The following is a 21,116-nucleotide window of genomic DNA, read 5'->3' as shown; positions in this document are numbered from 1 at the left end:
GAGGTCTTCCCTCCGGCCGTCCCGGCACCCGGCTGCCCGGCGGTGTCCGTCAGCGGTTCAGCCATGCCCGCTCGAGCTGGACCCGGCCGTAGCCGGGGAGCGTGGGCAGGCCCTGCACGGCGACGGTGGCGAGGTCGATGCCGTCGGCCATGCCCCACAGCAGGTAGCCGGAGGCGTCGTACTGGAGCTTCTGCACCTCGTGCAGCAGCTTGGCGCGGGCCGCGGGGTCCTTGGTGGCCATGGCCTTGCGGTAGGCGGTGTCGAAGGCGGGGTTCTCCCAACCGGTCTCGTTCTGGCCGCTCTCGGAGACCAGGACCTTGCTGGCGTAGAAGACGACGGAGTCGTTGGTGCCCCAGTAGGTGGTGTAGAGGTCGCCCTTGAGCCAGGTCTTGTCCCAGAAGGTGCCCGACTCCTGCTTGACCACCTTGATCTTGACGTCGGCCTCGCGAACCTGGGTGGCGAAGAGCGTGGCCGTCTCGGCGAGGCCGGGGATGTCCTCGGTCGTCAGGAGCTCGTACGTCTTCGACAGGTCGAAGCCGGCTTCCTTGAGCAGCGACTTGGCCTTGGCCAGGTCGCGGGTGCGCTGCGGGAGGTCCTTGGCGTAGCCGGGGTCGCCCGTGCCGAGGATGTCGTTGGCGACCGAGCCGTACCCGGACAGCACTTGCTTGACCATGGCCTCCCGGTCGACGGCCAGACGCAGCGCCTCGCGGACCTTCGGGTCGGCGAAGGGCGAACCGGCGGCCGTGCGCATGACGATGGGCATCGCCATGTCGTTGGGGCGGCGGACGACTTGGACGTCCTTGCGCTTCTCGGCGGTGCGGGCGGCGACGGCGCCGACGTTGGAGGCGACGTCGATCTGCCCGGCGAGCAGGGCGTTGGCCAGGGCCTGGGGGGACTCGAAGATCTTGACCTCGATGGCGTCGAGGAGGACCTTGCCGCCGTACCAGTCGTCGTTTCGGACGAGGCGGGCGTTGCCGCCGCGGAACCACTCCAGCTTGAACGGGCCGGTGCCGGGCGCCTTCTCGATCTCCTTGTCCGTCGTGCCGTTCTTGACGACGAACGTGGTCAGGCGCATGAGCAGCGGGAGTTCGGCGTTGGCGTAGTCGGAGACGAGGACGACGGTGTCCGTGCCCTCGGCCTTGATGTTTTTGGCCTGGATTCCGGGCAGGCGGGAGGCGCCGGAGGGGGTGCCGCGCAGCCGGCGGAGCGAGAAGACGACGTCCTCGGCGGTGACGGGGGTGCCGTCGTGGAACTTGGCGCCCTTGGCGAGGGTGAAGCGCCAGGTCTTCATGTCGTCCGAGGACGTCCAGGTGGCCGCGAGGCGGGGGAGGGTGTTCGGCTTGGCGCCGGGGATCGTGAGCGTGTCGTAGACGAGGGAGAGGATGAGGTAGTCGCTCTCGTTGGCCTGACTGCCGTGCGGATCACGGGTGATGGCGTTCGCCCGGCCGAGCGCGCCGACGCGCAGCGTGCCGCCGGCCTTCGGCTTGGCAGTGCTGTTCTTGGCGGCGTCGGGGGACGACGTGTCGCTGTCGGCTCCGCAGGCGGCCAGCAGGGCCGCCGCGCCGATGCCGCCACCGGCCCACAGCAGTTGCCGTCGATTCAGTTCCACGCGTCTGTCCTTGCTCGTTCGGCCTGACAATCATTTTCTACTTAGGTGTGCCCACCCTAAGAGTTGCACCCGTGGCAAGGGGCGAGTCGCTTACTGTTCGCAATGTCCGAAACGCTCTTCGCATTGGTCTTGACCAGGCGCTTTAACGGTGAACTACCGTCCGGCGAAGCCGACTTGGTACCCCAAGGTAAGGCTTGCCTTACCTGATGCGCGCTGCTACGTTCCGTTCGGCCACTGACGCGGCCACGTCACCCAGGGCCCCGCTTCGTCCGGGGGGCCTTGTCTGGCATGCCTTCTTCCGGCCTCGCACCCGGTTCCCTCCCGCACGCCTCGCAACGGAAATGGAACACCTCAGCCATGACTCCGGCGCCTGCACCCGCCCCTGTCCGTCCGCTCGATGCCGCCACGATCGACGAACTGACCCAAGCGGCGCAGAAGATCCTCGACGAGTGCGGCAGCTCCGCCACCCGACCGGAGCTGCTGGAGCGCGTCGCCGAAACGGCGGCCGACCTGAGCGAAACAATTCGTCACCACTGCCGCCCGGTCGACACAGCAGACGGCCTGTTCGTGCTGCGCGGCCTGCCCGTCGACGACGCCGAGATCGGCCCCACGCCGCTGAGCTGGGCCACCGCAGGCGAGAGCGGTGCGGTGTGGGACGTAATACTGCTGCTGCTCTCCACAGTGATGGGGAATCCCATCGCCTGGGCCGGCCAGCAGGACGGCCGGTTCGTCCACAACATCGTCCCCAGCCCCGGCCACGAGCAGGAGCAGACCGGCGCCAGCAGCGCCGTCCTGCTCAGCCCCCACACCGAGGACGCCTTCCACCCCGGCCGCGCCCACCTGCTGATGCTCGGCTGCATGCGCAACCACGACCGGATCGCCACCACCGCGGCCAGCATCCGCAAGGCCCGGCTCGCCGAGGAGGACGTGGCGCTGCTGGCCCGCCCGGAGCTGCCGATCCTGCCCGACGACGCCTACGCCGAGGCGCAGGGCTTCGACGGCCTGCCGCCGAAGGTGCCCACCGTGTGGGACTCCGGGGACGGCCTCACCCTCCGCTTCGACCCCGCCTACACGCCGCTCGACGACGCCACTCCCGAACACCGCGCCGCCTACGGTCGGCTGGAGGACGAACTCGCCCGCGTGTCCGTGGCCGTCAACCTCGAGCCCGGTGACGTCCTCGTCGTCGACAACGACCTCGTCGTGCACGGCCGCGTGCCCTTCCAGGCTCGTTACGACGGTACCGACCGCTGGCTGAAGCGGGCCTCCGTGCGGGTGGCCGGCCGCCGCACCCGGCCCGCCGCCGAGGCGCACGAGCACGGCTACGGCCAAGCCGCGATCCAGGCCTACGCGTAATCCGCCCGCGCCTTCCCACCACCGGACGAAGGGGGAACCCCATGACCGCCCACACCGCACTCACCGAAGCCGCCGAACTCTCCGACGACAAGAGCCTGTGCGTGCTCAGCACCAGCGACATCGCCGGCATCGACATCACGTTGACCGACGTCGTCGACGTCGTCGAGCAGGCCTACCGCACCCTGGCCGACGGCCAGTCGGACAACCCCCGCAAGCTGACAGTGAAGCCGGCCGACGGCCATTCCGTCTCGTACGCGATGCTCGGCCGCGACGGCGTACGCAACGTCGTCGCCATCAAGACCTCGTACAAGCATGGTCTGCACGAGGAGCGCGACAAGCAGCACTACTACACCGCGCTCACGATCTACGACGACGTGACCGGCCTGCCCGTCGCCATGATGGACTGCGGCCGCATCGGCGCCCTGCGCACCCCTGCGGTCTCCGCCCTCCTCGCCCGCGAACTCGCCGCACCCGGCAGCCGTACCGCGCTTGTCATCGGCACGGGTACCCAGGGCCGGCTCGCTCTGCCGTTCCTGCTGACCACCATGCCGCAGCTGGACCGGCTGATGGTCTACGGCACCCACCGCGACGGCATACGCGCCGTACGCGAGCAGTTCCACGCTCAGTTGCCCGACCGCCAGGTCGAGATCGTCGACGACCTGCGCGCCGCCGCCGGCGCGGCCGACGTGGTCGTCGCCACCGCCGGCCCCAACACCCCCGCCGAGGTCGAGGCCCGCTGGCTCAAGCCCGCCGCCCTATGCATCCTCGTCGGTCACGGCATCGGGCCCTCCACGCTCCACCGCGCCGACCGGGTCATCGCCACCAGCGCCGCGCAGATGAAGGTCACCGGCACCGACATGGCCGACGCGAACGGCGAACTGCGCGATGTTGACGCCGAGTTCCCCGAGGTGCTCGCCGGCCGTGCGTCCGGGCGCACCGATGCCGGCCAGAGCATCTTCGCGTACAACAGCGGGCTCGTCGTCACCGACATCGCGCTCGGACACCGCTTCGCGCAGCTAGCCCTCGCCCAGGGCGCCGGAACGCGGGTACCGCTGTGGCAGTGACGCCCCCGCCGAGCCTGCCGGCCCACCCCGATCCGAAGCTCGACGCGATCCTGGCCGGCGAACTGCCGCACGATCTGGCGTACGCCTTCGGCGGGCCGTTCCATCTGCTTCTGCCCGAACGCTTCGACGCCAACGTCACCGCCTTCCGCACCGCCCTCGACGAGGCGGGCGTCGACGGCCGCGTGTACTACGCCAAGAAGGCCAACAAGGCGGCGGCGTGGATCGAGCAGTGTGCCGTGAACGGCACGGGTGTCGACGTGGCCTCCCTCGGCGAGCTGCGCGAGGCGCTCGGACAGGGCGTGCGCGGCGAGAGCATCGTGGTAACCGGCCCCGCGAAGGCCGACGACCTGCTGCGGGTCGCCGTCCTGCAGGGCTGCCTGATCGCCGTCGACGCCCTCGACGAACTGGACTGGGTCATCTCGCTGACCACGATCACCCGCCCGGCCCGCCTGCTGCTGCGCCGCCTCCCCCCGGCGCAGCCGCACAGCCGCTTCGGCCTGGACGACGCCGAGCTGGCCACGGCGCTGGAGCGGTGCGCGGACGCCGCCGACTCCGTACGGATGGAAGGCTTCTCCTTCCACCTGTCCGGCTACGCCACCCAGCCCCGCGCCGACCTCGCCGGCGAACTCGTCGACCTGTGCCTCAAGGCGCGGGTCATGGGCCTGCAGGCCGACCGGGTCAGCATCGGCGGCGGCTTCGCCGTCGACTACGCGTCAGCCGGCGACTGGGAACGCTTCCTCATGGCACAGGGCCCCGGCGACTACCACGCCGGCAAGTCCTTCACGGAGGCCGACTTCTACCCGTACCACTCGCCCGTCGCCGGCGCCGACGCGCTGCGGGCGGTCCTCGCCACCCGGCCGTCCGGCAGTGGCGCCCCGCTCGCGGACCGGCTCCGCGAGGCGGGGGTCATGCTCCTGATGGAACCCGGCCGCGCCCTGCTTGACCGGGCCGGCTGCACGATCTTCCGCGTCCAGGGCGTCAAGGAACGGAACGGCTACGCGATCCTCACCGTGGACGGCACCAGCCTGAGCCTGTCCGAGCAGTGGTTCAACAGCGAGTACCTGCCCGATCCGATGCTGCTCAGCACGCGGGAACCGGCCGGCGAACCGGTGCGCGCCTGTGTCGGCGGGGCGACCTGCCTGGAGTCGGACATGCTCACCTGGCGCAAGGTGGCCTTCCCTGTACGGCCCCGCCCAGGCGACCTGCTCGCCTACCCCAACACCGCCGGATACCAGATGGATTCCAACGAGTCGCCCTTCCACGACCTTCCCCTCCCCCCGAAGGTCGTCGTCGACCAGACAGACGGACGCACCCGCTGGCGTCTCGACCGCCGCCCGCCTGCCTGACCTCGCCCTCACCCCTGGAGCCCCTCATGTCCCCGTCGCACAAGGCCCTGACGCGCCCCGCCGTCGTCAGCCGCGTCTCCGACCTCATCGGCTGCACCCCCCTCTTCGAGCTGTGCCACACCGAGAACGGCAGCCGCCTCCTGCTCAAGCTGGAACAGTTCAACCCCACCGGCACCGCGAAGATCCGCATGGCCCGCGCCATGATCGACGCCGCCGAGGAGGCCGGCGAACTCCGCCCGGGCGGCCGCATCATCGAGTCGACCTCTGGCAACACCGGCCTCGGCCTCGCCGTGATCGCCGCCGAACGCGGCTACACCTTCACCGCCGTCGTCGACAACCACGCCGCCGCCGACAAACTGCGCGGCATGAAGTCCATGGGCACCGAACTCGTCTACGTCGTCGACGACGGCACCGAGGAACTCGCCACCGCCGCCCGTGAGGACCTCGCCGAGAAGATGGCCGACGAGGACGACAACGCCATCTTCACCGAGCAGCACAACAACCCGGCCAACGCCGTCGGCTACTACGCCGTCGGACGCGAACTGGACGCCGCCCTCGACGGCCGCATCGACATCCTCATCGGCGCCGTAGGAACCGGCGGCGGCCTGTGCGGCACCGGCCTCGAACTGCGCCGCACCGTCCCCGACGTCCGCATCGTCGGCGTCGAACCCAAGGGCTCCATCGCCTTCGGCGGCCCCGCCCACGACTACTACCAGTCCGGCACCGGCACCCCCGAAGGCGCCACCATCGGCGCCCTGGTCGACTTCGACCTCATCGACGAGGGCGTCAAGGTCGGCGACATCGAAGCCTTCGCCACCGCCCGCGTCGTCGCCCGTAAGACCGGCCTCCTCATCGGCGGCTCGGCCGGCGGCGTCGTGTACGAGGCACTGACCCGCATGGCGACCCTCCCCCCGGAGACCACTATGGTCGCTCTCGTCAACGACGGCGGCGAGAAGTACATGGACACCGTCTTCAACGACGACTGGATGAACGCTCGCGACCTCATCGACCCCACGGTCGAGCGCGAGATCGACGAACTGCTCACCAAGCTCCGCGGGAACTGACACCGATGCCGACACCCATACGCACCCTGCTGACCGACAGCCGGGCCCTCGCCACCCTGGCCGTACCGCTCGCCCTCACCCAGTTCGCCCAAGTCGCCCTCACCACCACCGACACGGTGATGATGGGCCTCATGGGCGCCGAGGCGCTCGCGGCCGGCGGCCTCGCCATGGTCATCTTCAACCAGCTCCGCACCATGGGCGTCGGCATGGTCACCGCCGTCGGCAACCAGGTGGCCGCCGCGGCCGCCCGCGCCGAAGCGGCCGACACGGATGCGGCACGCGCCGAGGCCGACGAGGACGTACGCGACCTGGTCCGCGCCGCCCTCGCCCTCGCCACCCTCGCCGGCCTCGCCGGCGCCGTCCTGATGATCGCCATCGGCCACGCCGTCGCCTGGCTCGGCCAGGACGCCACCGTGGTCGACGCGGCCACCCCCGTCCTCTACGCCATGGCGCCGGGCCTGATCCCCTGCCTCTGGTTCCAGGCCTTCCGGCAGTTCACCGTCGGCATGCGCCGCCCCCAGGCCCTGCTCCAGATCACCATCGCGTCCATCGCCGTCAACGCCGCCCTCAACTGGGGCCTCATCCACGGCACCTGGATCCTGCCCAAGCTGGGCCTGCCCGGCATCGGTGTCTCCACGTCCCTGGTGTACCTCCTGACCTGCCTGGCCCTCTACTCCTTCACGGCCCGGGACACCACCCTCGCCCCCCTCCTCGACATCCGCGTCTGGAAGACCCGCCCGGCCACGCTCCGCCGTCTCACCGGCCTGGGCACCCCGATCGCGGCCACCTACGGCTCCGAGGCCGGCTTCTTCTTCGTCGTCGCCCTCATCGTCGGCACCTTCGGCAGCGCCGCCCTCGCCGCCCACACAGCCGTCAACCAGCTCGTCTACCTCGTTTTCCAGATCGCCGTCGGCCTCTCCCACGCCGCGTCCATCAATGTCAGCCGGGAACTCGCCCTCGGCCGCATCGACGCCGCACGCCGCCTGAAGAACACCGCACTGGCCTGCGCCGCCGCGGTCATGGCCCTCGTCGGCGCTGTCTACCTCCTCGCCCCCGAGCTCGTCCTGCGCCCCTTCCTCTCCCCGGACGAGACACAGGCCCTCGCGATCGCCACCGACCTACTCCTCATCGCCGCCGTCCTGCAGTTCTTCGACTGCACCCAGAACATCGGCGTCGGGCTGCTGCGCGGCCTGGACGACACCAAGGGCGGCTTCCACGTCACCCTCGTCGGCTACTGGCTGATCGGCCTCCCCGCCACCTGGCTCCTCGGCCACTTCACCGGCCTCGACAGCACCGGCGTCTGGCTCGGCCTCCTCACCGGCCTCGCCGCCACCGCCCTCCTCCTCCTGCGCCGTTACCACCGCGGCCTCGCGACCCGAACAGCCCATCCCGCGGACACCAGACAAGCGGCGACCGCCTGACCGACTGATGCCGGATACATGCAGCATCATCGGCCGGATCAGGGGGGCGCCCGCCGCCATTCCCCAAGCAATCGGAGCCGGCCAAGGTCACAACTGAGGAGGTGGAAGCAGAGCGAGCACCTGCTGCAGCATCGCAGCGCCCCCGTCGCGTGGCCGGTCAGATGGTCCGCCGTCCTGGTGGCGGCTTCCCCGTTCCGGCCCTGATGAGAGAAGCGGGTGGGCACGATGGGCCTGCTTCCTGCTGCCCTGCCCGCTCAGGCCGGGGCACGGCCGCACCTCAGGCGGCTGCCGCCGCGGCCGTTCCGCTCCCGGGCGCCGCGCCCGCCCAAGTGGTGCTGCCGCTGTTCGAAGCCATCGGAAGGCGGAACTTCAAGCCGTCCGCCGAGGGGATCGCCGAGGTGACGAGTCTGCTTGCGCCCGGAGACAGCCACCGCTGAACCAGCTCTGGGCGTTCCCTTGGGGGCTCGCGGCCCCGAGGCAGGCTGAGCTACAGCGGCCGGCCCGGCCGGGTGAGCGCGGCCCGGATCGCCAGCCACTCCGGCCGGATGCCTGGATGGTGTGGAGCGTTTCGCGCGCCGCAGCGCCGGCCTCGCCACCTTCGGCAACGGTCATCTCCAGACAGCGCCGGTGGAGCTTGCCCCAGCGGTCATCTACGAACGAAGGGAAGATCAACATGCCACGCCGTCAGACGCCTGAGCGGTTACGGCAGATCAGTCCGTCGCCTCGCGGACGTCCCTTCCCTGCTCGGCGAACGCCTTGAAGTCCTGCATGTGCTGTTGCGACTGCTTCCGGAAGGCGCCGGGCATCAGAAGTCCCACCAGCTTCATCAGAAAGCCGCTGAACCGGTATTCGTTCTCGCTCTCCCAGAGCGTCGTTTCCGTGCTGGCTTCGGTCAGCCGGTCGCGCACGGCGCTCCACATGCCCTCGCCGACGATCTCGCGGTCGAAGTGAACGACGCTCGTTTTCGGGATCTGGCGCAGATCTGCCGGTTCCCGGCGTGTGATGGTCTCGGTGCACTCGATCTTCCGCTGGCCCATCTGCATCACGACCCGCGACTTGGTGCCGAGCTGCCCGTGCTCCCCACTCAGCGGCTCGTGCAGCACCAGGCCCCGCAGCCATTTCGGCATGTGTGCCGGGTCGGCGAGCAGCTGGACCACCTTCTCCCGCGGCAGGGCGATCTCGATGGAGACGGTGTATCTCATGGTGCGCATCATTTCCTGTGGGGACAACCTGCTTTTGTACTGCTCGTCGTGCTCCTCGGCTGAGGGCGCTGCATTCTGTGTCCGTAAAGTAAAGGGTAGCGAGGTACGGGGCGAGTATCTCCAGTTCTTGTGCCTGTCGGTCCTGTTCGCCGAGCAGCCAGTGCCCACCTCCGCGCGCAGAACCACTCTGGGAGCCTTCGCCTGGACCGCAGCGAAGCGCGAGGCGTAGGCCAACGACCAGGCTGCCGCTACTTCCTTGGTCGCCGTCACGGCCCGCACCAACCGGTCCAAGGCAGACCAGGACCCGGCTCCCGCCCGCGTCCGAGCAGTACTGCCGCTACATCGGCGAGTGGATCAGCACCAAGCTCCGCCGGGGCCTGGCCGTCGACAAGGCCGAGCTCGATGCGCTCAAGACCTTCGCTGACGGCCCCTGCGAGGAAACCGTCATCGACCACCAGCCGGCCCAGTAGAGCTGCAGCACTGTCAGCGCGGTGGCGGTGAATCTGAGCCCCCAGGGAGGGCCGATCGGCGGGTGAGGACGTACACGCTGGGGGATCGAAGGCGGCCCCTGGACGGCGGGTCTGACAAGCGACTGGCCTCGCCCGGACCGCTGATGATCGGCGGGACGACCCGAGGGACCCGTGCCCGGCCCTGCGCCTGAGCCGGGGATGCTGCTCCCAGCTGCTCACGCGCCCGGCTTCCGCGGTGCGCACATTGGGCATAGCGTTCACCCCCATCCCATTGCAACGATCGACTGGCTGACGTTGCGTTACGTTCAGAACCGTTGCAACGATTAATCGGCTCTCACCTGCGTGAATGGCTTGCATATGCAACGAATCTGCTGCCGGGGCCGTGAATGCAACGTAGCTTTCTGGCATCGGAAACAACGAGTGCAAGGAGAGCACGATGCAGAAGTTCGACACCCCCGCCCCGGTCTCCGCCGTCCTCGACATCCCCGCCGGGCGGATCCAGTTCATCGCCGCCGACCGCGCCGACACCATCGTCGAGGTCCTGCCCGCCAACCCCTCCAAGGGCCGCGACGTGAAGGCGGCGGAGCAGACCACGGTCGCCTACGCCGACGGTGTCCTGCGGATTCACACCCTCGAGCCCAAGAACGAGCTCTTCGGCCCCTCCGGATCCCTGGAGGTGACCGTCCAACTGCCCGCCGGCTCCCACGTCGAGGCCAAGACCGCCGGCGCCGAGCTCCGCGGCGTCGGCCGGCTCGGCGACGTCGCTTTCGAGGGCGCCTACCGCCAGATCAAGATCGATGAGGCCGCGAGCGTCCGCCTCACCGCAATCGACGGCGACGTCGAGGTCGGCCGGCTGGGCGGCTCCGCAGGGATCAGCACCACGAGGGGCGACATCCGGATCGCCGAGGCGATGCGCGGCACCGTCGTCCTGAGCACCCAGTCCGGCGACATTTCGGTCACCGCCGCCGCCGGTGTCTCGGCCGCCCTGGACGCCGGCACCTCCTACGGCCGGATCAGCAACGCCCTCAAGAACGACGGCACCGCCGATCTCGACATCCGAGCCACCACCTCCCAGGGCGACATCGTCGCCCGCAGCCTCTGAACGCCCGCAGCCTCTGACCCACAGCCTCTGAGGAGCACGCGGTCTACCGTCACTTCGTCGTAGTGAACTATGTGCAAGTCGAAGGAGGCTCCCGTGAACACCCTCGCCGCCGTCATGCAGTTGTCGGTCGCTGCCGCGTTCCTCAGCATCCCGCTGGTCCGCCACCGCTTCGGCCCCGCCGCCAAGGCCGCCGCGGTGACCGAGCTCCGCCGCCAGGACGTTCGCCCGGAGGTGCTGGAGGAGAAGAAGCTCCGGTTCGACGCCGGCGGCCACGAGACCGCGGCTCCGGCGGCCGTCGCAGCTGTGATGACCGTCATCGCCACCCTGAACTTCGCCGGCGCTGACCAGGCCCAGCTGCTGACCTGGATTTTCTCCTCCCTGGTGGTGATGAACGCCGTAATCGTCTACAGCAACCTCACCGCGGTGCAGTCCGTGGAGGCGGCATTCCGCCGCAAGGGCGACCCGGAGCTGGCCCGTGTCGAAGTCGCCCCCTTCCTCCGGGCAGCCGAGGACGCCTTTCCCCGCTGGGTGCGCGCTCAGACCTACCTCCGCAACACGGTGGTCTTCGCCGGCTCCACCGTCGCCCTGGTCGCCGTGGCCCTCTCCTGACAACGCACAACCGGCGTGGCGCCAGCAGTCCTTGACCAGCTGTCCGTCCGGTCGTCACGCCTGCGACTCACTCGACCTGAATGAGCCCCGGCTCGCTCACGCTTCAAGGTCATCCTGTTGCCGCTGGGGCGTGCGTCCAGCTCCAGCGTGCCCAACCGACGCTGAAAGGCCGAGCGTCACAGCGCGCGCATGACCGAGGGCCGCAGATTCTCGTCAACTCCCGCTGGTAGCAGCCGTGATCGGCCGATCGCGGCCCGCATGCCTCCGGTCGGCATTGCCCGCGTCGCGGCAGCCATCGCCGACGAACTGGCCCAGGGCGTGCGAAGCTGCCGACAAAGCGGCCCTCTGAGGTCTGCAGGACCGTTTGGAGGGACTCTATGGAGCTCGATGCCGTGCTGAGCCGCCTGGCGGAGGCCATACCCGAGACGCGCCCGCTGATCGAGGAGATGTACGGCCTGGCACCAGGCGGGCGCATCCCGGTCGAGGACACTCGACTTGATCTCTACGATCACCTGCTGGAAGTGCTCTCACAGGGCGTCCTGCTGCCCGAACTGCGTAAGAGCGACCCTGATGGCGAATTGGTCAAAAGGTGCTTCAACCTTCTGCGCACAGGTGCACCCCCTCGCCGGCCACTACACCAGCGGAGCCGTGTACTTCCAAGTCCTCGAACAGCTCCTCGAGTCGGAGCAGGTCGTGTACAACGCCCTCCCGCACATGTCGGGGTTGATCAAGCAGAAGACACTGGAGATGCTGGGCGGCTACGGCGTGGAGGGCTTCACGGAGGAACGCCCCTGAGAAAGCAACCCGACATGGCTCACGGTCACGGCCGTGATCGCACAAGGTTGCCGGCAACACCTCAGCAGTGGCTGAAGGGGCACACGGAGCAGGCCGTGGCCGTCATCGGCCGCAGCATATTCCCAGCGCCCGCCGGGAAGGGCAGCAGCGAACCGCCCAGCCGCCTCCCCGGAAAGGGACCGTAGCGGCGACCGCAACGGAAGACAGCCGACGGCCAAGCTGCCCCCGCTGCCCGGCCGCCTCGCCCCGCAGCCCTGCATACCGCCCTGAGGTGCTCATCCGGGCCGACTGGAACGCTCACCGGCCGTACATCGATCGCGCCATACCCCGCAGTAACAGCATGCTCGATTCACTGCACACGCCGGACACGCCCGCCGTGACGCAGGGCGTGCAGCACCTTCATCAGTCGGCTCACGCCGATGGCGTAGACGATGCCGAAGAGGAGCGCGGCGAGGAAGGCCAGGTGCCGCGAGAAACCGTCGATCAGCGGAAAGATCTGCCAGTGGGTCAGGTAGATGTACAGCGAGCTGGTCGCCAGGAGTCCTGCCAGCTGGTTGAGGCGCTCCCGGCTGGGCAGGGTCGGCACCCACACCAGAAGCAGGAAGCCGGCCAGGATGATTGCTTCCCGGCCGGGGTCGCCGGGGAAGAAGCCCGGCACGGTGGCCAGTGCCGCGGCGGTGACCAACAGTCGGCGGCGTACGTTGTCGGCCTTCGCCGCTGCCCAACCGAGCGCGAACAGCCAGAACACGGTGACCGCGTCGGGCATCTCGGTGCGATGGGGCAGGCCGACGAGGTCGTATCGAGTGAGGAGCCCCAGGGCCGCGAGGCTCATCGGCAGGGCATAGGGGAAGCGGCGCTCCACCCGGTCGGCGACGGGGAGGCAGATCAGGGCGACCACCGCGATCAGGATGTAGACCAGGGCCTCGATGAACCAGAAGTGCATGCCGGTCTTGAGGTCCTCGGGCCCGAAGACACTGTCGAGCAGGAAGAGATTGGCGAGTGTGTAGTCGTCGTTGAGGAGAAGGACGAAGCCGATCCAGGTCATGCTGGGCAACGCGACGCGGGTGATGCTGGTCCAGATCCGCCGTACGCGAACGCGCCGGTCTGCGGTGGTGAGGTGGAAGCGGGCGAAGTTGTATCCGGCGACCGCGAGCAGGACGTGTGCTCCGCCTTTGACGCCGAACACGTGGATGTGCGAACCGACGATGCAGAAGATCGCCAGGGCACGGAGGGCGACGCTGGTCTCCAGCCTTCGCGTGCGAGACGGGCGGTCCGACGGCCCGGACGCCCGGAGGTCCTTGATCCGCGTCGTGTGCCAGTGGTCCGGCAGGTGGCCGAGCCGCTCTTCGAGGTGGAGGGACATCTCGACGTACGAGAGCGAGTCCCCGCCCAGACTGACGAAGGAACAGTTTGCCGTCACATCCGTCCGGTCGAGCACCTCGGCGTAGAGCCGGCACAGATCCTCAGGGCGGTCACCCCGGGGAAGGGTGCCTTCCGTACGGGCTGCGGCGGCCGGGTGGCTCAGTGCACGCACGGCTCGGTAGTCGGGCTTGCCCGTGGGCAGGCGGGGGAGGTCCGCCACGATGTGTACGTGGACCGCACGGGCCGGCAGGCCGCATTCGTCGGCGACGAGCGTGCGAATCCGGCGGGCCGTGGAGGTGTCGGTTCCGACGGCGGCCACGGACAGCGCTTCGTCGTCACCGGTGCACAGGGCGGTGACGCCATCGCGTGCGAGCATCGCCTCGATCTGTTGGGGGTCGATGCGCAGTCCGAGGATCTTGGTGAACCGGCTGAGTCTGCCGGTGATTTCGTAGAGCCCTTCGGTGGTGCGGCGCGCGGTGTCGCCGGTGTGGAGCTCGTGCACGGTCCGGCCCAGCCGGAGGTCCTCCGGTGTGTGCGCGTAGCCGAGCATGACGTTGGGGCCGGTGTAGACCAGCTCGCCGGTGTTCTCCTCGGGTTGGTCGGGTAGCGGCCGGAGCCGGAAGGAGCCGCCGGGGATGGGGATGCCGGCCGCCGCGGGGTGGGTTTCGGCGAGGTGCGGGGGCAGGTAGGCCATGCGGGCGGTCGCCTCGGTCTGGCCGTACATCACGAAAAGCTCCCAGCCGGCGGAGCGGCCCATCGCGGCGTAGCGCTTGACCCGGTCGGGGGTGAGTCGTCCGCCGGCCTGGGTGATGTAGCGCAGGTGGGGGAGTTCCATCGATGCGAAGCCGACCCGGTCGAGGAGGTCGAAGGTGTACGGGACCCCGGCGAGAGTCGTGCCGCGGTGGGTCCGGAACAGCTCCCAGAAGCAGGTGTCGGCGACCGACAGGTCGGTAAGGATCAGCCCGGCGCCGCGCAGGAGATGGCTGTGTACGACGGACAGGCCGTAGCAGTAGTGCAGGGGCAGGGTGGTCGCGGCGCGGTCGGTGTCGCGAATTCCGAGGTAGTCGGCGATGGACTCGGCGTTGGCCTGGAGGTTCTCGTGGGACAGTCGCACGAGCTTCGAGGATCCGGTCGAACCCGAGGTGCTCAGGAGTAGTGCGAGGTCGGTGTGCAGGTCGTGGACCGAAGCCGGGCGACGCTCGTCGAGCACCCATGCGCTGCCCTCGGGGTGGGCCACGACGTCCGGGTCGTACGCGTCGATCAGGGACTTGACGGCTTCGTCGTGGCCGCCCGGCGCCAGGAGGAGGGGGTGCCCGGCCGCGAGGGCGGCGAGGTGGATGACGAGGGCGTCGAGGGCGTTCGCGCCGACAAGCATGACCAGACGGCGTCGGCTGCCGAGGCGTCGGGCCATCACGGCCACCCGGTCGGCGAGTTGGGCGTAACTGATCCGGCCGTCGGCCGTGATGACCGCCGTCGCCTCGCCGTGGGCGGCGAGGCCGAGGACGAACGGGACGGACTTGCTGCCTGAAAGCAGGTCGGGAAGGACTGTCACGGGCGCATCTTAGGAAAGCCTTACCTGGCCGGATAGTCACAGAAAAGTCACAGGTGACTCATGGAAGATCCACAGGAAAGCAAGCGGTAGGGTCGGCTCCGCCGATGCGTCGGCGGAGCCGAATTGTTGTGTGTATCACCCTTGACCTTTAGTAAGCCTTACCTTACTTATTGGGGCGTTCTCGTTCTCTGCTGCTGTTGCAGGAAGGCTCCCCATGCCACGCCCCTTGGCCCGACGCTTGACCGCGCTCATCGCGGCGGCACTCCTTCTCCCCGCCCTCGCCGGCTGCGGCGTCGACGAGGACGACGCAGGGCTCGTGATCTACTCGGGCCGCAACGAGAAGCTGGTCAAGCCGCTCCTCGACGAGTTGGAGAAGGCCGTCGGTACCACGGTCGCCGTCCGGTACGGCGAGAGCGCCGAACTCGCGGCCCAGATCCAGGAAGAGGGCGCCAAGACCAACGCCGGCCTCTTCTTCTCCCAGGACGCGGGCGCACTCGGTGCCCTGTCCACCAAGGGCCTGCTGCAGAAGCTGCCCCAGGCGTCGCTCGACAAGGTCGACCCGGCATTCCGCGGCAGCGCGGGCGACTGGGTGGGCACCTCCGGACGGGTCCGCGTCCTCGCCTACCATCCCGGCCAGGTCGCCAAGGCCCCGGACACCGTCCACGACCTGGTCAAGCCGGAGTGGAAGGGCAAGATCGGCTACGTCCCGACCAACGCCTCCTTCCAGGCATTCGTCACCGGCATGCGAGTTCTGGAGGGCGACGACGCCACCCGCGCCTGGCTCAAGGGTCTGAAGGCCAACGAGCCCAAGGTCTACGAAAACAACCTCAAGGTCCTCGATGCGGTCGGCGAGGGCGAGGTCTCGCTCGGTCTGATCAACCACTACTACTGGTACGAGCGGGTCGCCGAGGAAGGCGAGAACAAGGTCAAGGCGAAGATTCACTTCCTGCCCGGCGGAGATCCCGGTGCCCTCGTCAACACCGCCGGCGTCGGCATCGTCAAGGGAAGCGACCAAGCCCCGGCCGCACAGAAGGCCGTCGACTTCCTGCTGTCGGAGAAGGCACAGAAGTACTTCGCAGAGGACACCAAGGAGTACCCGCTGGCCGCGGGCGTGACCAGCACCGTCAAGGGCCTGCCGCCGCTGGCCTCCCTCGACTCGCCCACGATCGACCTCGGCAAGCTGGAATCGCTTCAGGAGACCCTGAAGATGCTTCAGGACGTCGGGATGGTGTGACCCGTATGCATCCCGCGGATCCCGTCGCGCAGACGGATCCGGCCGCCCGCCCGACCGGCGCCACCCCGCCGGCCGGGCGGTCGCGTGCCGGACGTCCACCGGCCGCTCTGCTCGTCCCGGCGGGCGTCGCCGCCGTCTTCGCGCTCCTGCCCCTCGGCTACCTCGCGATCCGCTCCCTGGAACACGGCCCGGCTTTTGCCTGGGACGTCATCGCCGACGAACGCACCGCCCAACTCCTCGGCCGCAGCCTGGGACTGGCCGCCGTAGTCGTCGCCGCCTGCCTGGTTCTGGGCGTCTCGCTCGCCTGGCTCACCGTCCGCACCGCCCTGCCCGGCGCCCGGGCCTGGTCGGTGCTGGTGACCCTGCCGCTGGCAGTGCCCAGTTACGTCGCCGGGTTCGCCTGGCTGTCCGCCTTCCCCGCCCTCGCAGGCTTCGCGGGAGCAGCCGTTGCCCTGATACTGGTGAGCTTCCCGTACGTCTACCTCCCCGTCACCGCCGCCCTGCGCGGCACCGATCCGGCACAGGAAGAGGTCTCCCGCTCGCTCGGCAACGGCCCGCTCAAGACCTTCCTGCGCGTCACCCTGCCGCAGTTGCGCCCCGCGGCCGCCGGCGGCGCCGTACTCGTCGCGCTGTACGTGTTCTCCGACTTCGGCGCCGTGTCCCTGATGCGCTACGACACCTTCACCCGCGGTATTTACACCTCCTACCGGGCCAGTTTCGACCGCACCCCGGCCGCCGCTCTCAGCGTCGTCCTGGTCGTGATGACGATCGCGCTCGTCGCCGCGGAGGCGCGTACCCGTGGCCGTGCGGGCCACGCCCGGACCGGCACCGGCACCGCACGCCCGGCCGTAACCCTGGCCCTCGGTCGGTGGCGACTCCCCGCGGTCGGCTGGTGCGTGGTGGTCACCTGTGCCGCCGTCCTCACACCGCTGGCTACCTGCGGCTACTGGCTCGCTGTCGGCAACTCCGCGACGTGGGAACCCGATGCGCTCGCCGACACCGCCGCCACCACACTCGGCGTCGCCGCCGCAGGCGCCGCGCTCACGACGCTCCTCGCACTGCCGGTCGGAGTGATCGCGGCCCGCCACCGCGGTCGCACTGCCACCTTGCTGGAGCATTCCGCCTACGCGGGCCACGCCCTCCCCGGCATCACCGTCGCCCTGTCCCTGGTCTTCTTCGCCGTCCGCTACGCCGAGCCCGTCTACCAGGAACTGCCGCTCCTCGTCTGCGCGTACGCGGTGCTGTTCCTGCCCGTTGCCGTGGCCGGCACGCGCGCCGCCGTGCTCCAGTCGCCCCCGGTGTTGGAAGACGTCGCCCGCTCGCTCGGGCGCAGTCCCCTGAAGGTGCTGCGCGAGGTGACGGTGCCGCTGGCCGCCCCGGGCGTAGCCGCCGGAGCTGCTCTCACCTTCGTGGTCTGCATGAAGGAGCTTCCCGCGACCCTCCTTCTGCGCCCCACCGGCATGGACACTCTGGCCACCCGCCTCTGGACCGAGACCGGCACCGGATCGTTCGCCGCCGCGGCCCCCTACGCCGCCGCCTTGATCCTGCTGGCCGCCGTCCCGTCCTACCTCCTCGGAAGGCACCGCACATGACCGACCTGAACATCACCGGCCTGACCAAGGCGTACGGCCCCGGTGCGCCGGTCCTCGACGGCCTCGACCTCACCGTGCCCCGGGGCGCCCTGGCAGCCGTGCTGGGCCCCTCCGGATGCGGCAAGACCACCCTGCTGCGCATCATCGCCGGCTTCCTGCGCTCCGACTCCGGAACTCTCACCATCGGCGGACGCACGATCAGCGGTCCCGGCGTGCACCTTCGCCCTGAGCAGCGCCGCATCGGCATCGTCCCCCAAGAGGGCGCGCTCTTCCCGCACCTCAGCGTGGCGCGCAACGTCGCCTTCGGCCTCCCCGGCGCCGACCGCGCCACCCGGCGGCGCCGCACCGAGGAAATGCTCGAACTCGTCGGCCTGTCCGGCTACGGCGACCGCATGCCGCACGAACTCTCCGGCGGCCAACAGCAGCGCGTCGCCCTCGCCCGGGCGCTGGCTCCTGAGCCGGCGCTCGTCCTGCTCGACGAGCCGTTCAACGCCCTCGACAGCGCCCTGCGCACCGGCGTGCGGGCCGACGTGCGCGCAGCCCTGCAGGCCACCGGTGCCACGGCGCTGCTGGTCACCCACGACCAGCAGGAGGCACTCTCCACCGCCGACCTCGTCGCCGTCGTGCGCGGCGGCAGGGTGGCCCAGTGCGACACACCGCACGAGGTCTACCGTCGGCCCGCCGACCCCTGGGTCGCCGCATTCGTGGGCGACGCGGTACTCGTGACCGGCACCGCGGACCACAACAGCGTGACAACCGGCCTGGGTAGCATCCCGCTCACGGCACCCACCGGCGAGCTCCGCCAAGGCATGGTGGTGCTCCGCCCCGAGCAACTTCGTCTGGTCGACCCGGACGCGGCCGAAGCCGGTGGCATGGTGACCGACGTACGCTTCTACGGCCACGATGCGATGGTCACCGTCGCCGTGGACGGCATCGACGGGGCCATCGCAGTCCGCGTCCCCGGCCAGGCTGCAGTACGCCCCGGCGAGCGGATGGGCATCGAGGTGACGGGGGAGGCGACCCTCCACGCCATGTGATGCCTGTGCTCAGTTGTACGTCGGCCGGTGCGCGACCAACGCTATCGAGTCCGTGAACGCGCGGATCTGCCCGGCGGTCAAGGCACCCTGCTACTTCCCCGACGAACAGGCCACGCTGAAGTGCGTCTACACGCGGAGCATCGTCGATAGATCCCACCGGCAAGGAACAGCCCCGCTGGACCAGCCGATGGAAGTCCGGACGTATGCCTTCGGGCCGACCTTTCCCAAGAGCGACAAGGATCCGGCCCATTGGCTGCAATCGGGCCCTTTCTACCGCTGATCCTGGTCACAGTCCTGCCCCGGTTGCGGAATCTGACGCTGCTTGGGCAGCGGCGGCACGGCCGGTACGGCGAGAGCGGCCCAAACGGCGACCGCGGCACCGAGCACGGCGAGCACGTTGAAGTGGATGACTGACGTCATTCCTCACGCCTTGCGGGATGGAAGGCGTTGACGACGCGCGCGTAACTCTCTGGGCGACTGCCGTTCGCCGTTGTGGCCATGGCCGGGGCATACGTCGTCGGTGTTGCGCAGCGGCCGAGTAGCCTGCGCGCCATCTCTCACTTTCCGCCGGCGACCGCCAACTCGAGAGCTGTCCTGCCCTGCATCACCGCGTCGATGTCCGCTGCGTGGTCCAAGAGCAAAACGACGGTCTCCGGATAGCCCGGGTCTCCACTGGTCTCTGGCCCGCGCTGAACCGGCGGCTTTGGCTCGCGAGTCGGACCGGACGCTGCCTAGGACTGGCTGGGAGGGCCCCTTTGACGGCTTACCTTTTGCGCCCGGTGTGCCGTGACCTTTCCCGGTCTTGGTCGCCTTCGTCGGCGACGAAGTGGCCTTGTCTGCTGCCCCCGTCAGCTGGGCGCAGTAGGCAGCCACGTGCTGCTCGCCGCCTGCGGCCCGGATGAGGCGCTGCCATGCCGTTGCGTCAAGAGCGTGGCCACGGTTCTTCACCTTCTCGTAGGCGCGGCAGTGCGCCTCGACGTGCTTGGCCGTTCTGGCATGCGGGGGAGTGACCGGTGCCGTGCTGGGCCCAGTGGAAGAGGAGCTCTGCTCCCGGGGCATGTGCGTCGGCGGAGTGCTGGGGCTGGTACCGGTCTTGGGAGTGTCGTGCTGCCGCGTATCCACCACGCCGATGGAGGCGAAGGCGATGCCGCCCAGCAGGGCGCTTGTGAGGAGGGCGACCGCTCCGGTCCGCGCCCAGCGGTGCTTCCGGGGCCTCGGGCGCCAGTCGTCGCGGCGCCGGGTGCTCAGGGTCCGATCGCCCGCATTGCGCGCGCTTCGGAACGCGGTGAGGGCGGCCTGCTCCGCGTCGTCGTCCACGGGCTGCCGCAGCAGGGCTTCGCCGATCCGTTCGGCCGCCCATTCGAGGGCGGATGGGTCGTCAAGGTCGCCGCAGGCCTGAGGTTTTCCGGGAGCTGGAGCGGCTGCGCACGCCGCCGGCGAAGTCGATGGGCACGACGATGGGGCGGGGGATGGAGCGGGTGGAGGCCGGGGCCGCTATCTGTTCAACATCAAGGACAGCGGTCCCGGCCGGGGCCTGCGTCCCCTCCGAGACCCCGACGCTGTCGAGGACGCCGAGGACAAAGACGGCTGAAGGCCCCGACGGCACTCGACGCCGGGACCCTGCCGAGCGTGCGGGCGGTCAGTTGCCCCAGTCCGGTTGGGCGGTGAGTCGGCCGCTTTTGGGGAAGAAGCGTCCGGTGCGGGTGGTGTAGGCCGCGTACCTCAGGGCCGTGCACGGCCCTGAGGTAGGGCTCCTCGACGACGCGGACCTGGAGCTGGACAGCGGCGACCAGGCAGGCCAGGCAAGGAGGGAGACCCAGCTCGGGACCATCAGGACCAGGCCGAGAGCGGTGACGGCCATGGCCGTGAAGACGGGATTGCGGACGTGCGCGAACAGGCCACCGGTGACCAGCATGGTGCGTTCGCCCGCATTCACCCCCACACGCCAGGAGGCCCCCGTAGTCGTCTGCGCGGCCAAGGTGGCCGCCATCCCCGCCAGCGTGACTACCAGTCCAGTCCACTGCACGGCGGTGACGGCGGCGGTGGGCAGTCCGGCGAGCGCGGCCACGGGAGCGACGGTGCCACCGAGCAGGGCGGTCACGAAAAGCACGCCGACCCACCAGGAGGCTTCGCCCGGACGGCCGGAGATGCCGCGGAAGCCCGCGTCTCCGGTACGACGGAGCTGCAGGAGGGCGCGGACGCCGCAGGCGAATCCCGCCCACCCCAAGTAGAGGACGAGTGCCGTCCAGGCCCAGCCGCTCACCGCTTCGCCCCGGGTGCGGGCGTGCAGCAGGTACACCTCTG

At 69.7% G+C, this 21,116-nt stretch carries 16 protein-coding genes and 2 pseudogenes; 13 read left to right on the top strand and 5 right to left on the bottom strand.

Annotation, left to right across the window (positions count from 1 at the left end; genetic code table 11):
• Nucleotides 1-49: 49 nt before the first annotated feature.
• Entirely contained in the window at nt 50-1,609 is a 1,560-nt protein-coding gene (locus ACWGH4_RS11590) for an ABC transporter substrate-binding protein (protein ID WP_453458796.1), read from the bottom strand.
• 357 nt (nt 1,610-1,966) lie between these two features.
• On the opposite strand from ACWGH4_RS11590, the gene ACWGH4_RS11585 reads away from it, so the two are divergent.
• From ACWGH4_RS11585 to ACWGH4_RS11565, 5 genes are read left to right on the top strand one after another with little or no spacing between them, the layout of a single operon-like run.
• Entirely contained in the window at nt 1,967-2,962 is a 996-nt protein-coding gene (locus ACWGH4_RS11585) for a TauD/TfdA family dioxygenase (protein WP_453458793.1), read from the top strand.
• 41 nt (nt 2,963-3,003) lie between these two features.
• Entirely contained in the window at nt 3,004-4,026 is a 1,023-nt protein-coding gene (locus ACWGH4_RS11580; protein ID WP_453458791.1) for an ornithine cyclodeaminase family protein, read from the top strand.
• Nucleotides 4,017-5,372 (top strand): Y4yA family PLP-dependent enzyme, encoded by a 1,356-nt coding sequence (locus ACWGH4_RS11575; protein ID WP_453458788.1) that lies wholly within the window; start codon nt 4,017-4,019, stop codon nt 5,370-5,372. The genes ACWGH4_RS11580 and ACWGH4_RS11575 overlap by 10 nt, the downstream gene beginning before the upstream one ends.
• 26 nt (nt 5,373-5,398) lie before the next feature.
• Nucleotides 5,399-6,436 (top strand): cysteine synthase family protein, encoded by a 1,038-nt coding sequence (locus ACWGH4_RS11570; protein ID WP_453458786.1) that lies wholly within the window; start codon nt 5,399-5,401, stop codon nt 6,434-6,436.
• A gap of 5 nt (nt 6,437-6,441) precedes the next feature.
• Nucleotides 6,442-7,857, top strand: coding sequence for an MATE family efflux transporter (locus ACWGH4_RS11565; protein ID WP_453458782.1), 1,416 nt, complete (start codon nt 6,442-6,444; stop codon nt 7,855-7,857).
• Between the two features lie 710 nt (nt 7,858-8,567).
• On the opposite strand, the gene ACWGH4_RS11560 is transcribed toward ACWGH4_RS11565, so the two are convergent.
• Complete coding sequence (locus ACWGH4_RS11560) at nt 8,568-9,059, bottom strand: SRPBCC family protein (RefSeq protein WP_453458779.1); 492 nt, start codon at nt 9,057-9,059, stop codon at nt 8,568-8,570.
• Nucleotides 9,060-9,249: 190 nt separating this feature from the next.
• Here ACWGH4_RS11560 and ACWGH4_RS11555 point away from each other — a divergent pair.
• The 4 genes and pseudogenes from ACWGH4_RS11555 to ACWGH4_RS11540 form a co-directional block, all read left to right on the top strand.
• Nucleotides 9,250-9,529 (top strand): annotated as a pseudogene (locus ACWGH4_RS11555) (HNH endonuclease); the annotation flags it as partial.
• Between the two features lie 436 nt (nt 9,530-9,965).
• A complete protein-coding gene (locus tag ACWGH4_RS11550; RefSeq protein ID WP_453458776.1) occupies nt 9,966-10,631 on the top strand; it encodes a DUF4097 family beta strand repeat-containing protein in 666 nt (221 codons plus the stop codon).
• Nucleotides 10,632-10,724: 93 nt separating this feature from the next.
• Nucleotides 10,725-11,240 carry a hypothetical protein gene (locus tag ACWGH4_RS11545; protein WP_453458773.1) on the top strand — a complete coding sequence of 172 codons (516 nt, stop codon included), beginning with the start codon at nt 10,725-10,727 and terminating at the stop codon, nt 11,238-11,240.
• 570 nt (nt 11,241-11,810) lie between these two features.
• A complete protein-coding gene (locus ACWGH4_RS11540; protein ID WP_453458770.1) occupies nt 11,811-12,035 on the top strand; it encodes a hypothetical protein in 225 nt (74 codons plus the stop codon).
• Between the two features lie 349 nt (nt 12,036-12,384).
• Here the strand turns inward: ACWGH4_RS11540 and ACWGH4_RS11535 are convergent, their stop codons facing one another.
• Nucleotides 12,385-14,949, bottom strand: a complete 2,565-nt coding sequence (locus ACWGH4_RS11535) for an AMP-binding protein (protein WP_453458767.1) — start codon at nt 14,947-14,949, stop codon at nt 12,385-12,387.
• A gap of 214 nt (nt 14,950-15,163) precedes the next feature.
• On the opposite strand from ACWGH4_RS11535, the gene ACWGH4_RS11530 reads away from it, so the two are divergent.
• The 4 genes and pseudogenes from ACWGH4_RS11530 to ACWGH4_RS11515 form a co-directional block, all read left to right on the top strand.
• The gene (locus ACWGH4_RS11530) at nt 15,164-16,183 is read left to right on the top strand and encodes an iron ABC transporter substrate-binding protein (protein ID WP_453458764.1); all 1,020 of its coding nucleotides are present in this window, start codon (nt 15,164-15,166) and stop codon (nt 16,181-16,183) included.
• Nucleotides 16,184-16,188: 5 nt separating this feature from the next.
• Entirely contained in the window at nt 16,189-17,775 is a 1,587-nt protein-coding gene (locus ACWGH4_RS11525; protein ID WP_453458761.1) for an ABC transporter permease, read from the top strand.
• A complete protein-coding gene (locus ACWGH4_RS11520) occupies nt 17,772-18,812 on the top strand; it encodes an ABC transporter ATP-binding protein (protein WP_453458758.1) in 1,041 nt (346 codons plus the stop codon). Before ACWGH4_RS11525 ends, ACWGH4_RS11520 begins: the two co-directional genes overlap by 4 nt.
• A 28-nt stretch (nt 18,813-18,840) precedes the next feature.
• Nucleotides 18,841-19,009: pseudogene (locus tag ACWGH4_RS11515) on the top strand (IS256 family transposase); the annotation flags it as partial.
• A gap of 73 nt (nt 19,010-19,082) precedes the next feature.
• Here the strand turns inward: ACWGH4_RS11515 and ACWGH4_RS11510 are convergent.
• Entirely contained in the window at nt 19,083-19,232 is a 150-nt protein-coding gene (locus tag ACWGH4_RS11510) for a hypothetical protein (RefSeq protein WP_453458799.1), read from the bottom strand.
• Between the two features lie 1,219 nt (nt 19,233-20,451).
• The coding region (locus ACWGH4_RS11505; protein ID WP_453458755.1) for a methyltransferase family protein at nt 20,452-21,116 on the bottom strand (665 nt) is incomplete at its 5' end.

Source organism: Streptomyces sp. NPDC054847 (assembly GCF_053610925.1).
Note: the sequence above shows the minus strand (reverse complement) of the source record. Positions and strands in the feature narration are given on the sequence as shown.